This window comes from Blautia sp. 1001283B150304_161114_C9 (assembly GCF_015668165.1).
GTDB lineage: Bacteria > Bacillota > Clostridia > Lachnospirales > Lachnospiraceae > Blautia_A > Blautia_A wexlerae.
Genome location: NZ_JADPGO010000002.1, coordinates 103,890 through 119,256 on the forward strand (window position 1 = coordinate 103,890; position 15,367 = coordinate 119,256).

Annotated in this window: 13 protein-coding genes; 11 read left to right on the forward strand and 2 right to left on the reverse strand. The window is 41.1% G+C overall.

Annotated elements, in window-relative coordinates; translation table 11 throughout:
* Nucleotides 1-8 precede the first annotated feature (8 nt).
* The 10 genes from argR to xerD all read left to right on the forward strand — a co-directional run bounded on the left by argR (nucleotide 9) and on the right by xerD (nucleotide 11,826).
* Nucleotides 9-467 (forward strand): arginine repressor, encoded by a 459-nt coding sequence (gene argR / locus I4V44_RS01770; RefSeq protein WP_008704088.1) that lies wholly within the window; start codon nucleotides 9-11, stop codon nucleotides 465-467.
* 83 nt (nucleotides 468-550) lie between these two features.
* Nucleotides 551-2,242: a DNA repair protein RecN gene (gene recN, locus I4V44_RS01775; protein ID WP_118521356.1), complete on the forward strand. Its 1,692-nt coding sequence runs from the start codon at nucleotides 551-553 to the stop codon at nucleotides 2,240-2,242.
* A gap of 154 nt (nucleotides 2,243-2,396) precedes the next feature.
* Nucleotides 2,397-3,614, forward strand: coding sequence for a SpoIVB peptidase (gene spoIVB / locus I4V44_RS01780; RefSeq protein WP_020994066.1), 1,218 nt, complete (start codon nucleotides 2,397-2,399; stop codon nucleotides 3,612-3,614).
* Between the two features lie 220 nt (nucleotides 3,615-3,834).
* Nucleotides 3,835-4,641 carry a sporulation transcription factor Spo0A gene (gene spo0A, locus I4V44_RS01785; protein WP_008704085.1) on the forward strand — a complete coding sequence of 269 codons (807 nt, stop codon included), beginning with the start codon at nucleotides 3,835-3,837 and terminating at the stop codon, nucleotides 4,639-4,641.
* A gap of 53 nt (nucleotides 4,642-4,694) precedes the next feature.
* The gene (gene glgA / locus I4V44_RS01790) at nucleotides 4,695-6,143 is read left to right on the forward strand and encodes a glycogen synthase GlgA (RefSeq protein WP_008704084.1); all 1,449 of its coding nucleotides are present in this window, start codon (nucleotides 4,695-4,697) and stop codon (nucleotides 6,141-6,143) included.
* 344 nt (nucleotides 6,144-6,487) lie between these two features.
* Complete coding sequence (recA, locus tag I4V44_RS01795; RefSeq protein WP_022381059.1) at nucleotides 6,488-7,552, forward strand: recombinase RecA; 1,065 nt, start codon at nucleotides 6,488-6,490, stop codon at nucleotides 7,550-7,552.
* 2 nt (nucleotides 7,553-7,554) lie between these two features.
* Entirely contained in the window at nucleotides 7,555-8,142 is a 588-nt protein-coding gene (locus I4V44_RS01800) for a regulatory protein RecX (RefSeq protein ID WP_022381060.1), read from the forward strand.
* A 174-nt stretch (nucleotides 8,143-8,316) separates the two neighbouring features.
* Nucleotides 8,317-9,876, forward strand: coding sequence for a ribonuclease Y (gene rny / locus I4V44_RS01805; RefSeq protein ID WP_008704078.1), 1,560 nt, complete (start codon nucleotides 8,317-8,319; stop codon nucleotides 9,874-9,876).
* Nucleotides 9,877-10,094: 218 nt separating this feature from the next.
* Nucleotides 10,095-10,688 (forward strand): stage II sporulation protein M, encoded by a 594-nt coding sequence (locus I4V44_RS01810; protein WP_022381061.1) that lies wholly within the window; start codon nucleotides 10,095-10,097, stop codon nucleotides 10,686-10,688.
* A 253-nt stretch (nucleotides 10,689-10,941) separates the two neighbouring features.
* Nucleotides 10,942-11,826 carry a site-specific tyrosine recombinase XerD gene (gene xerD / locus I4V44_RS01815; RefSeq protein WP_008704075.1) on the forward strand — a complete coding sequence of 295 codons (885 nt, stop codon included), beginning with the start codon at nucleotides 10,942-10,944 and terminating at the stop codon, nucleotides 11,824-11,826.
* 250 nt (nucleotides 11,827-12,076) lie between these two features.
* Here xerD and I4V44_RS01820 read toward each other — a convergent pair whose 3' ends face one another.
* Together I4V44_RS01820 and I4V44_RS01825 are read right to left on the reverse strand one after the other, a co-directional pair.
* Nucleotides 12,077-13,108 carry a 3-deoxy-7-phosphoheptulonate synthase gene (locus I4V44_RS01820; protein ID WP_055057376.1) on the reverse strand — a complete coding sequence of 344 codons (1,032 nt, stop codon included), beginning with the start codon at nucleotides 13,106-13,108 and terminating at the stop codon, nucleotides 12,077-12,079.
* Between the two features lie 264 nt (nucleotides 13,109-13,372).
* Nucleotides 13,373-14,704, reverse strand: coding sequence for a polysaccharide biosynthesis protein (locus tag I4V44_RS01825; RefSeq protein ID WP_243100755.1), 1,332 nt, complete (start codon nucleotides 14,702-14,704; stop codon nucleotides 13,373-13,375).
* Nucleotides 14,705-14,890: 186 nt separating this feature from the next.
* On the opposite strand from I4V44_RS01825, the gene I4V44_RS01830 reads away from it, so the two are divergent.
* A complete protein-coding gene (locus tag I4V44_RS01830) occupies nucleotides 14,891-15,367 on the forward strand; it encodes an RrF2 family transcriptional regulator (RefSeq protein ID WP_022381064.1) in 477 nt (158 codons plus the stop codon).

Here is a 15,367-nt window from a genome sequence, read left to right on the forward strand (position 1 = left end):
GAAATAAGGTGAAAGTTGCGAGACATGAGAAAATTATTGAACTGATTCATCAGTATGATATTGATACACAGGAAGAGCTGGCCTCCAGACTTAATGAGGCAGGATTTAAGGTGACACAGGCGACTGTATCCAGAGATATTCGTGCTCTCAAGCTGACAAAAGTGGCAGGAAAGGACGGAAAGTCCCGTTATGCAATTATTAATAATGAATCAGGAAGTCTTGGAGAAAAATATACAAGAGTACTGGAAGATACCCTGCTTTCTATTGATGTGGGACAGAATATCATTGTGATCAAAACCGTTTCCGGAATGGCCATGGGCGTGGCAGCAGCCCTGGATGCGTTGAAATGGCCGGAAATACTGGGATGTATTGCAGGTGATGACACTATTATGTGTGCTGCAAAGACTGCAGACATGGCACTGGGAGCAGCAGAGAAACTGAGAAGTTTTGTCAGATTGAATAAGTGATCCCACGAGTAACTGCTCAATACCTTTGCAGTTACGATCCTGAACTTTTAACATTACAAATGACTTGATTATGGAGGCAATAAATGTTAGCTCATCTGCATGTGAAAAATCTTGCACTGATAGAAGAAATAGAAGTGGAATTTGGTCCCGGACTGAATATCCTGACCGGTGAGACCGGAGCAGGTAAATCTATCCTTCTGGGGTCTATGCAGCTGATCCTGGGTGCAAAAACTTCTAAAAATATGATAAGGGAAAATGCATCCTATGCACTTGTGGAGCTGCTTTTTCAGGTAGAAAACGAGAAAGCGCTGGAGACACTGAAAGCACTGGATATCTGTCCGGAAGATGGACAGGTACTTCTGTCCAGAAAAATTATGGATGGAAGAAGCATCAACAAGATTAATGGAGAGACAAGTACTGTAGGTCAGATGAAGGCCGCTGCTGCATGCCTTTTGGATATCCATGGACAGCACGAGCATCAGTCACTTCTGTATCAGGATAAGCAACTTGCAATCCTGGATGCATATGGAAAAGAAAAAATCCTTCCTGCAAAGGAGAAAGTATCTCTGGCATATAAAGAATACAGCAAATGCAAAACAGAACTTGGTTCCATGAATATGAATGAGGAGCAGAGGAATCGTGAGCTGGCTTTTCTGGAGTTTGAGATCAAAGAAATCGAGAAAGCAAATCTGCAACCGGGAGAGGATGAGGAACTGGAAGCCCGGTACAGAAAAATGAGCAATGCAAAACTCATCGTTGACTCCCTGCAGCTTGTACATAATCTCACAGGCTATGAAAGCAAGGAAGGCGCCGGAGAGACTGTCGGAGAGGCATTAAAGGAATTCTCTCATGTAACACAGTATGATCCGGAGCTTACACCTCTTGCAGAGACACTTACTTCTGTAGACGGTCTTCTGAATGATTTTAACAGAGAATTATCCGCTTATCTGGACGAGCTGACCTTTGATGAAGGAGAGTTTTATGAGACAGAGAGAAGACTGGATCTGATCAATGGACTGAAGGCAAAATATGGACGTACCATTGAGGAAATTTTCACATATCGCAAACTTCAGGAAGAAAAACTGGAAAAATTACATAAATATGAAGAAAATTTACAGGAATTAAAGGAGCGTCTCAGAGAACTGGAAAATATTCTTGAGAAAAAGTCGGATGAATTAGCAGAAATCCGTAAAGAATACAGTAAACAGCTTGAGCAGAAGATTATTCAGGGATTGAAGGATTTAAATTTCCTGGATGTCAATTTTGCCATTGATTTCCGGAAAAAGAAAAACTACACAGATAATGGAACCGATGATATCCAGTATCTCATTTCTACAAATCCCGGAGAAACTCTGAAGCCACTGGGACAGATCGTATCCGGCGGTGAGTTGTCTCGAATCATGCTTGCATTAAAGGCAATCCTTGCAGACAGAGATGAGATTGAGACATTGATCTTCGATGAGATCGATACTGGTATCAGTGGAAGAACTGCACAGAAAGTCTCTGAAAAGATGGCAGTGATCGGACAGCATCATCAGGTACTCTGCATCACGCATCTGCCGCAGATTGCAGCTATGGCAGACAGTCATTTTGAAATTGAAAAACATCTGCAGGGAACTGAGACTATTACCCAGATTCATGTGCTTAAAGAACATGATTCCATCCGCGAACTGGCAAGACTGTTAGGTGGTGCAGAAATTACACCTGCAGTTCTTGAGAATGCGAAAGAGATGAAAGAATTGGCACAGAAACAAAAAAATACAAGATTTAAATAAAATAATTGACCACATACTAAGAGAGGATAATCTTTGTGACGGATTGTTCTCTCTTATTTTTGTACCTTTCGGATTTGCTGTGATGGGAAGTGTTTTATGGCAATTTCACAGTTACAGAATTTCATAAATACAGAATGAAAGGATGTGCATAACAATGAACAAAAGAAAATACAGACTTTTTGTCATCTGTTGTCTTGTGCTGGATCTGTTGGTGATGCTGATATCAGGTTACAGATATCTGGACAGAAAGATACCTGACGAAATTCAGATTTCCAGAGGCAAAAAAACAGAAGATGTCACAGAAGTTTTGTCAACACCATTTGTTACATTTGAAGAAGCAGTTACTGTTTCGCAGGATGGAGGCTATATTCTGCCCTGTAAACTTTTGGGTTATATTCCATTTAAAGAAATAAAAGTGACACCTGCAGATGATCAGGAAATTTATGTCAGCGGAAGCACCATAGGAATTTATATGCAAACAGAAGGTGTTCTGGTGATTGACACCGGTGAAATTCAGAATCGGAATGGTGAGACAGAGGAGCCTGCGAGAAATATTATCAGACAGGGAGATTACATTATCTCATTTAACGGAGAAAAAATCTCTACAAAAAGAGAACTGATCGATGACATCTCAGAACTTGATGGCAGCGAAGTTACACTGGGGATAAGCCGCAAAGGAGAGAGTATTCCTGTATCTGTAACTCCTGTAAAAGACAAAAAAGGAGACTATAAACTTGGAATCTGGGTAAGAGATGACACGCAGGGGATAGGAACGCTTACCTACGTAGATCAGAATGGTAATTATGGTGCCCTTGGCCATGGAATCAGTGATATAGACACTGCCCAGCTTCTGAATATCCGAAACGGAGCTTTGTATAAAGCCCGGATTCTTGCGATTAACAAAGGAAGTAAAGGCAATCCCGGCGAACTTGCAGGATACATCTGCTATGATGACAGAAATATTCTTGGAACTATCGAAGCAAACAGCAGAAACGGAATTTATGGTCAGTTCACAGGGATTGCAGATGATGCGATCACTTTAAAGAAAATGCCGGCTGCGTATAAGCAGGAAGTGAAGATTGGAACAGCCACAATTCTCTGCAGTACAGATGGCGAGGTAAAAGAATATGATGCAGAGATCAGAAAAATAGATTTGAATCATGAAGATACCAACAAAAGTTTTGTGATAAAGGTGACAGATAAAGAACTTCTGGAAGCTACAGGAGGGATTGTACAGGGGCTCAGCGGAAGCCCGGTTATCCAGAATGGAAAAATCATTGGTGCGGTAACTCATGTATTTGTTCAGGATGCTTCCAGCGGATATGGAATCTTTATTGAAAATATGCTGAAAAATACAGAAAGACTCTTTTAATGGATGATCAGGATTATGAAACAAAAATCTGATTATTGTCGAAATATATCAGATGCCTGTGAAAAATGAAAATAAAGAAAAAAGAATCACCAAAGCTGTCGACATAAAATAGGACAAATTTCCCTCTGTGTCTTGATTTTTCCGTAAGCATTCCTCTATAATATGTGATGAACCGAAAAAGAAAAGAGATTTATTGAAAAATGGGGGAGGAGTGAAATTTATGGAAAAATTAAATGTGGCAATTGCAGATGATAATGAGAAAATGGTGGAAGTACTTGGTCAGATAATAGAAGAAGACAAAGATCTGGAACTTGTGGGAAAAGCGCATAACGGAGAAGAAATCTGTAATATTATACGTGAAAAGGAACCGGACGTTGTGGTTCTGGATATTATTATGCCGAAAATGGACGGACTGGCAGTAATGGAGAAATTTGCCAATGACAAAAGTCTCAAAAAGATCCCATCATTTATCGTAGTTTCGGCAGTCGGTCAGGAACGTATTACAGAAAATGCATTTAACTTAGGGGCAGATTATTATATCCTGAAGCCTTTCGATAATCAGATGCTGCTTAATCGTATCAAACATGTGCGCAGAGCCGGCGAGAGAAGAATACGTCAGATCGGGCGGCAGCCTGAAAGGACAGAAGACAATCCGGTACCTGTGAGAAATCTGGAAACAGACGTGACAAATATCATTCATGAGATTGGAGTGCCTGCACATATTAAAGGATATCAGTATCTGCGTGACGCCATCATCCTGTCAGTTAATGACATGGAGATGCTCAATTCCATTACCAAGATACTGTATCCTACGATTGCAAAGAAGCATCAGACAACAGCCAGCAGAGTGGAACGGGCTATCAGACACGCCATTGAAGTTGCCTGGAGCAGAGGAAAAATGGACACAATAGATGAATTATTCGGTTACACAGTCAGTACAGGAAAAGGGAAACCCACAAATTCAGAATTTATTGCTCTGATTGCAGATAAAATCAGACTGGAATATAAAAATCGCTCTTTCCAATAGTCATAGTTTGGAGTATAATTATTCAATAAAGGCTACCAAGGAGGGTTTTTCGCATGAAAAATATTTTATTTGCAACATCTGAAGCTGTACCATTTATCAAAACAGGAGGTCTGGCAGATGTAGCTGGCTCATTGCCGAAATATTTTGATAAACGATATTTTGATATTCGTGTGATCTTACCGAAATATGCCTGTATGAAACAGGAATGGAAAGATAAAATGAACTATATCACACATTTCTACATGGATCTTGGATATAAGAACTGCTATGTAGGAATCATGCACATGGAGTACGAAGGAATTCAGTTTTATTTTATTGACAATGAATACTATTTCAGCGGACCCAAACCGTATGATGGAGGAACATGGGATCTGGAGAAATTTGCATTCTTCTCCAAAGCTGTACTGTCAGTTCTTCCGGTTATCGGATTCAGACCGGATATTATACACTGTCATGACTGGCAGACCGGACTTGTTCCCGTATATCTGCACGACAGCTTCCAGCAGAATGAATTTTTCTGGAATATCAAGACGATCATGACAATACATAACCTTAAATTCCAGGGTGTATGGGATGTACAGACAATCAAGAATATCACAGGACTGTCCGATTATTATTTTACAGCAGACAAACTGGAAGCATATAAAGATGCCAATTATCTGAAGGGCGGTATTGTGTTTGCAGATGCAGTCACTACTGTAAGCAATACTTATGCAGAGGAAATCAAGACACCGTTCTATGGAGAAAAACTGGACGGTCTGATGTGTGCGCGTGCAAACAGCCTGCGTGGAATTGTAAATGGTATTGATTACAATGAATTCAATCCTGAAACAGATCCATATATCACAAAGACTTATAATGCAACAACTTTCAGAAAAGAGAAAGTTAAGAACAAACTTCAGCTGCAGAGAGATCTTGGATTGCAGGAAGATCCGAAGACGATGATGATAGGTATTGTATCACGACTGACAGATCAGAAAGGGTTTGATCTGATCGCATATGTGATGGATGAGCTTTGCCAGGATGCTATCCAGCTTGTAATTCTTGGAACCGGTGATGAACGTTATGAGAATATGTTCCGTCACTTTGACTGGAAATATCATGGAAAGGTATCTGCTCAGATCTATTATGATGAGAAAATGTCTCACCGTATCTATGCATCAGCAGATGCGTTCCTGATGCCGTCCTTATTTGAGCCATGTGGTTTGAGTCAGCTGATGAGTCTTCGTTACGGAACACTTCCGATCGTCAGAGAAACAGGTGGACTGAAAGATACGGTCGTACCTTATAATGAATATGAGGGAACTGGAAACGGATTTTCTTTCAGAAACTACAATGCGCATGAGATGCTTGCAACAGTGCGCAATGCGGAAAGAATCTATTATGATAAGAAACGTGAATGGAATAAAATGGTTGATCGTGCTATGGCAGCTGATTTCTCATGGGGTAATTCCGCACGTCAGTATGAAGAAATGTACAACTGGCTGATCGGTGATAAATAGAACAGAAAGAAATATTAAAAATTACGAAAGAGCAGGGAATGTAAAAAAGCATATTCCCTGCTTTTAATGTTATGTTGAAGTTACTGTTCACACGCTACTATTCCGCGAGGTGTTTTGGCATGAATATGCCAAAATCCCGAGACATACAGCGCGGATTTGTGCGATTAGCATAAATCCTGCGCATCGCGAAGGGTGTTACTGAGAACGGAGTGAACAGTAACGTTATGTTGAATGAAAAGGTTATTCAGGCAGAATAAAAAGCTTGACATTTGACAGGAAGTATAATACTATAATGAATAGAAAACGAACATAAGTTCTTAAAGGGCTGAAGGAGATTAAAATAAATGATAAATGAAGAAAAGCAGAAAGCACTGGAAGCAGCGCTTGGACAGATTGAGAAACATTACGGGAAAGGATCAGTCATGAAACTCGGGGAATCCGGAGCAAATATGCAGGTGGAGACAGTCCCTACCGGATCTTTAAGTCTTGATATTGCACTTGGAGTAGGCGGTGTTCCCAAGGGACGTATCATCGAGATTTACGGACCGGAATCCAGCGGTAAGACAACCGTTGCACTTCACATGGTTGCGGAAGTGCAGAAACGAGGCGGGATTGCTGGATTTATTGATGCAGAACATGCTCTGGATCCTGTCTATGCAAAGAATATCGGTGTAGATATCGATAACCTGTACATATCACAACCGGACAATGGAGAACAGGCACTTGAGATCACAGAGACGATGGTGCGTTCCGGAGCTGTGGATATTGTGATCGTTGACTCGGTTGCCGCACTTGTACCGAAGGCGGAGATTGATGGAGATATGGGTGACAGCCATGTAGGTCTTCAGGCCAGACTGATGTCACAGGCTCTCCGTAAACTTACAGCAGTGATCAGTAAATCTAATTGTGTAGTTATCTTTATCAATCAGCTGCGTGAGAAAGTTGGAGTTATGTTTGGAAACCCTGAGACAACGACAGGTGGGCGTGCTCTGAAATTTTATTCATCTATCCGCATGGATGTCCGCAGAGTAGAGACATTGAAACAGGGCGGTGAGATGGTGGGAAACCACACCAGAATCAAAGTTGTGAAGAATAAGGTGGCTCCGCCGTTTAAACAGGCAGAATTTGATATTATGTTCGGAACCGGCATTTCCAAAGAGGGAGATATTCTTGATCTGGCAGCGGAATGCGGAATTGTAAATAAGAGCGGTGCATGGTACGCATATAACGGAGATAAGATCGGACAGGGACGTGAAAATGCGAAGATTTTCCTGAAAGAGCATACAGATATCTGTGATGAGATTGAGAAGCAAGTCAGAATCCATTATCATCTTCTTCCGGATGAAGAAGGACAGGCCAAAGAGCCGGTACCGGCAACAGGTGATGCACCGGATGCTTCTGAGGAGTGATCATGGGGAATTCATCCGGAGATCTGAGAGAATTTCTCAGGAATGCAGAGGCTTTAAAGAGACAGACTGTACAGAAACAACAGAAAAATTTAACGGAAGAACCTGAAGAATACAGAGACGCAAGGCGTAAAGCCATGCGTCTCTTAGAACATATGGATCGGACGGAGAAGGGATTGAGAGAGAAATTGCGCCAGGCGGGATTTACCAGTCAGGCGGTTGATCATGCTCTGACATATGTTGAAGCCTATGGATATATAGATGATGAACGATATGCCAGAACTTATATTGCATACAGAATGGATACAAAGAGCCGGCAGAAGATCATCCGGGAACTTATGGGAAAGGGAATAGACAGGAAAACAGCGATAAATGCATGGGAGGAAGAGGCTGCCTTAAATATGCCTGATGAAAAAGAAATCCTCTATCGAACCATAGAAAAGAAATATCCGCCGGATACTGAGCTGGATGAGAAAAAAATGCGTCGGCTCTATGGTTATCTTGTGAGAAGAGGATTTGGATATTCAGACATTGCAGATACTCTTGAGAATATGAATATCAGACTTGTACATACATATTCGGATGAATCATAGTATACTCCATTGTATGTATATTGCAAAATATATTACTGAGAACAGAACGAACAGTAATTAAATATAGGAAAAATATTCAAACAATTATCCTGAAAAACTTGACATAAGTATGAAAAAAAGATAAACTTGTATTGTTGTATTTGTACAATGAAAACTAAATAAGGAGGTGCTCCTGTGACAACAACAATTATTGTTGCAATTGTCGCTGTGGTAGTCGCGCTACTTATTGCAGTTCCTGTTACTTGCAAAGTCGCTGTGAACAATAAAATCCAGAAGGATGCCGAGATTGTTGGGACAGCAGAAGACAAAGCAAGAAGCATCATAGATGAAGCTCTGAAAACAGCTGAGACTAAAAAAAGAGAAGCTTTATTGGAAGTGAAGGAAGAATCTCTCCGTACAAAAAATGAACTGGAGAAAGAAACCAAGGAACGAAGAAACGAACTGCAGAAATATGAAAATCGTGTATTAGCAAAAGAATCCGCGGTTGACAAGAAAGCAGATGCAGTTGAGAAGCGTGAAGCGGAATGCACAGCGAGAGCAGCTGAGGTGCAGAAAAAAGAAAAACGGGTAGAAGAACTTGAGCAAAAAGGAGTACAGGAACTGGAACGAGTTTCAGGTCTGACCTCCGAACAGGCAAAAGAAGAATTACTCAGATCCGTTGAAGATGATGTAAAAGTGGATGTAGCCAGACTTTACAGGGAATTGGAAAGCAGGGCAAAGGAAGAAGCTGGTAAGAAGGCTAAGGAATATGTTGTCAATGCCATCCAGAAATGTGCAGTTGACCATGTAGCTGAAACTACCATTTCGGTTGTTCAGCTTCCGAGCGATGAGATGAAAGGAAGGATTATTGGTCGTGAAGGCCGTAATATCCGTACTCTTGAGACACTTACAGGTGTGGATCTTATTATTGATGATACACCGGAAGCAGTTGTGTTATCTGCTTTTGATCCGATCCGTCGTGAAGTTGCACGTGTAGCTCTTGAGAAACTGATCGTAGATGGACGTATCCATCCGGCCAGAATCGAAGAGATGGTTGAGAAAGCCCAGAGAGAAGTAGAAGCGCAGATTCGCGAAGATGGTGAGAATGCAGCTATGGACGTTGGAGTTCATGGTATTCATCCTGAATTACTGAAACTTCTTGGACGTATGAAGTTCCGTTCAAGTTATGGACAGAATGCTTTAAGACATTCTATTGAGGTAGCTCAGTTATCCGGAATGTTGGCCGGTGAGGTTGGCGTAGATGTCCGTATGGCTAAGAGAGCAGGTCTTCTTCATGATATTGGTAAATCAATTGACCATGAAGTAGAAGGATCTCATATTCAGATTGGTGTGGATCTCTGTAAGAAGTATAAGGAATCCCAGATTGTTATCAATACGGTCGCATCTCATCATGGTGACTGTGAGCCGGAATCTCTGATCGCATGTATTGTACAGGCTGCAGATGCTATTTCAGCGGCGAGACCTGGTGCAAGAAGAGAAACGCTGGAAACTTATACCAATCGTCTGAAACAACTGGAGGATATTACGAACCAGTTTAAAGGTGTTGATAAATCTTTTGCCATTCAGGCGGGAAGAGAAATACGTGTAATGGTAGTGCCGGAGCATGTTAATGATGCAGATATGGTTCTCCTTGCGCGCGATATTGCGAAACAGATTGAAGCAGAACTTGAATATCCCGGTCAGATTAAAGTCAACGTGATACGTGAAAGCAGAGCGATTGACTATGCGAAATAATATGATTGTTCATTTTATGGACTATCGTGGACAGTTCTTTGCAGATATAAACTGTGCAGATTGTATTTATACAGTCTGTGCAGTTTTTTTATGTTATGTTATAGGAAATTACTCCGTAATGTTCCTATAACATAAAAAGGCCCTCCGGACACGATTCTTTCTTGTAAAGACAGGAATACTTCCTGGAATTTCTCAGTAAACTGGTACAGGGTGATAGAATGAAGAAAAACAGAACGGGAACCAAAAAATTTCCTGCGCTTATTTTATTTCTTTTTGGATTTCTGGCCGGAAATCTGATACCGAATATAATCTGGAAGGCAAAATGGCAGCAGAAAACATGGGCATCGGTATATTTTCTGAGTACATTTGCAGGAAAAAATACAGGCAATATTGAATATCTGAAAGAAATATTAAAATACAGAGGTGTTTTTTATCTATTGAATATAATCTGTGGATTTTCGGTTTTTGGTGCGCCGCTTGCTGTTATAACGCTTCTGGGATCAGGATTGTATGCAGGTATGATAATGACTGTTTCTATACTGGAATTTGGATTTGCAGGCGGGGTGATCGGAATGGGACTTTTGCTGCCACAATATTTATTTTACATTCCGGTCTGGCTTTATTCTATGGAACAGGAATGGAAGATATCATCAGAAATATGGAGAAACAGAGGTCTGATTTCTGGAGAAGTCAGTATTTATCTTAAAAAAATGTGCATTGCAGCAGTAGGATATTTTCTGGGAATACTTATCGAATGCTATGTGAACCCTCTGATCATTGACATTATTCTGAAATATATAAAAATTTTTTAATGACATATTTACTATATTTAGTATTGGTTGTCATAAAATCTCCGACATATGGTATTTGATGCTAAAAAAGCTTGAAATACAAGGATTTTTATCGAAAAAAAGGTTTGATTTTATGTAAAATAAACAGTATAATACATATACATTTTATCGGAGAGAGTACGATTTTCTGCTGATAAACTGCGAAGAGGATTAATTTTCGTCTGATCGCAGGAGCTACAGGCAGCGGATATTTTGATTAAAAGGAAACGGGAATATGGACATAGAAATAAGGGAATTTATTACATATCTGCATAATACAAAAAAAACATCGGCAAATACAGAGATCTCATACCAGAGAGATCTGAAAAAAATGGCGGAATTTCTGAAGGAACGGGGAATCAGAAATTATAAAGATGTAAAAGAACTTGAGCTTGAAGGGTATATCAGTTACATGGAACGTGAGAAGTTTGCGTCATCTTCCATTTCCAGAAGCGTTGCTTCTATGAGAGCATTTTTTCAGTATCTGTGGAAGGAAGGCGTGATCGCAGAAGATCCGGCAGATAACCTGAAACCTCCGAAGGTTGAGAAAAGGGCACCTGAGATACTTACCATAGAAGAAGTGGATAAATTACTTCAGCAGCCGAAATTGGATACCCCTAAAGGGATAAGAGATTCAGCAATGTTGGAATTGCTGTATGCAACAGGTATGAGAGTCAGTGAGATGCTTCATCTTCAGATTTTTGATGTCAATCTCCAGTTTGGATATGTGGTCTGTAATGAGAATGGAAAAGAGAGGATCATCCCTATTGGTATTCCATGCAAGAAGGCAATGGAACGGTATCTGCAAACAGCCAGAACTGTTTTTGTGAAAGATGAGAAAGAAACAGCATTATTTACAAATTGTTCAGGGAAAGCGATGAGCCGTCAGGGATTCTGGAAAGTATTAAAGGGATATGCGGATGATGCCGGTATCAAAAGGGATATTGCCCCACATACATTGAGACATTCTTTTGCTGTGCATATGCTGCAGAATGGTGCGGATATACGAAGCGTTCAGGAAATGCTGGGACATTCCGATATTTCCACTACGCAGGTTTATCTGGGCATGAATATGAATAAAATGCGTGATGTGTATATGAAAACACATCCACGTCATTAAAAACTTATTATTTATGAGGATTGCTATAATGTCAAATGAAAAAGCTTCTATAGTCTGTTTTGAACAGTTTATAGAAGCTTTTTTAACTGAATCAAGTAAGTCCCCTGCTTTAATTGCGAAAAGCAATAAGCAGTGGGTGGCTGAATAGTTTTTTCCTGTAATGTCATAACATGTGCTATTTACAGATAATGTAATTACAGCGATCCATCTGATCAGAGAGTATGGAATGTTGTTTATAAACAATAACGGATCAACACATCTCAGCAATTGTATACAGAAGACGTTCGGATTCTTCCCATCCAAGACATGGATCGGTAATAGATTTTCCGTAAATATGATCACATCCGATCTTCTGATTTCCCGGTTCAATATAACTCTCGATCATAAGCCCTTTTACCAAAGTATGAAGTTCCGGGTCTACCTGGCGGCTGTGGAGAACCTCTTTTGCAATACGAACCTGCTGGTCATATTGTTTATTAGAATTAGAGTGGTTGGTATCAACAATAACAGCCGGATTTTTAAGGTTTTTCTCCTGATATTTCTCCCAGAGAAGACGAAGATCCTCGTAATGATAGTTCGGGATTGCCTCCCCATGTTTATTTACGGCACCGCGGAGAATTGTATGAGCCAGTTCATTACCTGTTGTTTCTACTTCCCAGCTTCTGTAGATAAAACGATGTCCACCCTGAGCTGCTACAACGGAATTGAGCATAACTGCAAGATCGCCGCTGGTTGGATTTTTCATACCTGCAGGAACTTCCATGCCGCTGACGGTAAGACGATGCTGCTGGTCTTCCACAGAACGTGCACCTACTGCCACATAAGAAAGCAGGTCAGAAAGGTAACGGTAATTTTCCGGATAAAGCATCTCATCTGCACAGGTCATACCACTGGTCTGGATTGCATGGATATGCATTTTACGGATTGCTACAAGCCCTGCAAGAAGATTTGGCTGTTTCTCGGGATCCGGCTGGTGAACCATACCTTTATAGCCTTCTCCTGTTGTTCTTGGTTTGTTTGTATAAACACGTGGAACGATCAGAACCTTGTCAGCTATTTTCTCCTGAACATTGCGTAATCTGGTAAGATAGTCCAGAACAGCGTCTTCATTATCTGCTGAACAAGGACCGATGATTGCAAGGAATTTATCGGATTTTCCGGTAAAAACATCACGCAGTTCTTTATCTCTTGCATCTTTAACAGCCTGAATTTCAGCATCAATGGGATACTGATTACGGATTTCTTCAGGGGTTGGTAATTTTTTGATAAAATCGAATCCCATAGTAATATCTCCTTTGTGTCTATTTGTCTTGCTTTTTTCGGAATTTATTATAAACCATTCCTATCTGAATGTCGATAGCCAAAATATTTTCGGATGACTTTCTGCGATCATATCAAGCGTTACTGTTCACTTCGTTCTCAGTAACGTAGCCAAAATTCATTCCAGATTACCTGCGGCAATGGAATTTTGACATATCCATGCCAAAACACCTCGCGGGATAGTGGAGTGTGAATAGTAACTATCAAGTCTCTTAATCAATATGCATTATTTACGGGGATTGCTATAGTTGTTTTGTAGTATCTGTAAACTGTGCAGGATGCTGAGCACCAGTTCGCTGCAGAGAATCCCGTACAGATATCCCCGGATTCCCAGAACAGGGATTGCAAACAGCACGAAACTGATCCGGATACAGACGCTGATCACACTGTGCAGCAGGCAGATGCCGGATTTTCCAAGGCCGTTGAGTACGCTGGTGAGAGTGGTGTTCAGGTACAGAAAAGGACAGATATACGACATGGTATGGATATAGATTCCGGCTGTCTGACTGTGAAACAGAAAATTTCCAAGAAATTCTCCAAGAAATAGAAAAAAAACCAAGCAGGATCCGCCTAGCAGCAGACAGTATCGGAAAATCCTGCCGATTACATATTGGATCCGCTTTTGATACCCCAGAGTCTGCAGCTGGGTAATGGAGGGAATCAGCATGGCAGCAGCCGAGTTTGTAAGCGTAGCGGGGAAAAGAATAAGCGGAAGTGCCATCCCTGTAAAGATTCCGTAAACACTCAGGGAATCTTTGGGAGTAAGTCCTGACATTTGCAGCCTTGCAGGTATAAGAATCACTTCAATACTTCCCAGAAGGGTGAGCAGTATTTTATTCATGGTAAGAGGAACGGAAATATGGAGCAATTTTCTGAGAACAGAAAGCGGTCTTCTGATATTCCGGATATTATAATGTGTTACCTTAAAATGCATACTGACTGCGAAAAGAGAAATAAAAGATGAGGCTATTTCCCCGATAAGATTTCCGCCGACTGCAATTGCCGGAGTGATGTTTCGCCCTTGCGATGCACAAATCAGATAAAGAATATAGCATCCGCCTGTGCGGAAAAGCTGTTCCAGAAGCTGGACTCCTGCGGGAAATCCGGCCTGTTTTCTTCCTAAATAATAGCTGCTGATACAGGTATGAAGTGTACTCAACGGAATACTCAGAGAAAGAATCCGTATCAGACCGGAGGTCTGTGACTCTTTCAGAATCTGTACTGCCCAGAAATCCGCATAGCTGTAAAGAAACCAGGAGAATACCAGGGAGAAAACAACAGAAAATACAGTTCCCACGACAAAATAATCTGAGATATGACGACTGGGATTTTTGGAAACTTTTTCTGCGGCAGTGAGGCGGGAGATTGCAGTCTGGATACCGGAAGCACAGATGGACATGATCAGAATCTGCAGTGGAAGTATAAGCTGAAAGATACCAAGCCCATGTGCACCAATAGTGTGTGACAGGAATATTCTGTAAAAGAACCCCATAAGTCTGCTTAATAAACCGGCAAATGTAAGAAGTAAAGTTCCTTTGATAAAAAGTTTTTTTGACATAATGAAAAATCCAGACCTTTTCATGCGCAGCAGGTGCGAATATCCGCTTGACTAAAAAACAGTAACCTGCCGAAACGCCTTTACAGCAATATATGAACAAAACAGCCTTGACAGAACGGTTTGTTTCTGGTAAAGTAATCATGAAATCCGAGGGAAACACTGGGAATTAAAAAACGAGGTGAGAAAATGAAACTCTCAACAAGAGCCCGTTATGGCTTGAAAGCACTGATAGATCTTGGTTTACACAGTGCGAATGAAGCGATATCTTTACAGAGTATTGCGGAGAGACAGGATATTTCCACAAGCTACCTCGAACAGCTTATGGCCATGCTTAAGAAGGCCGGTCTTGTAAAGAGCAGCAGAGGGGCTTACGGCGGATACCAGCTTGGCAAGCCGGCAGATGAGATCTCGGTCGGTGAAGTCCTGCGTGTGCTGGAAGGCAGCCTGGAAGCAGCAGCCTGTCCCGGGATTGAGAATGACGGAACCTGCCATGGCAGTGATGTATGTGTGGCAAAGCTCGTCTGGAAGAGAATCAATGACAGTATTACAAGCGCTGTCGATACCCTGATGCTTGGTCAGCTGATCGAGGAAAGCAGAAGAGTACATGAAGAAAAAATGGAAAGTCAGGGCATGGAAGAAAATGTACCGGACATACTTAAATAA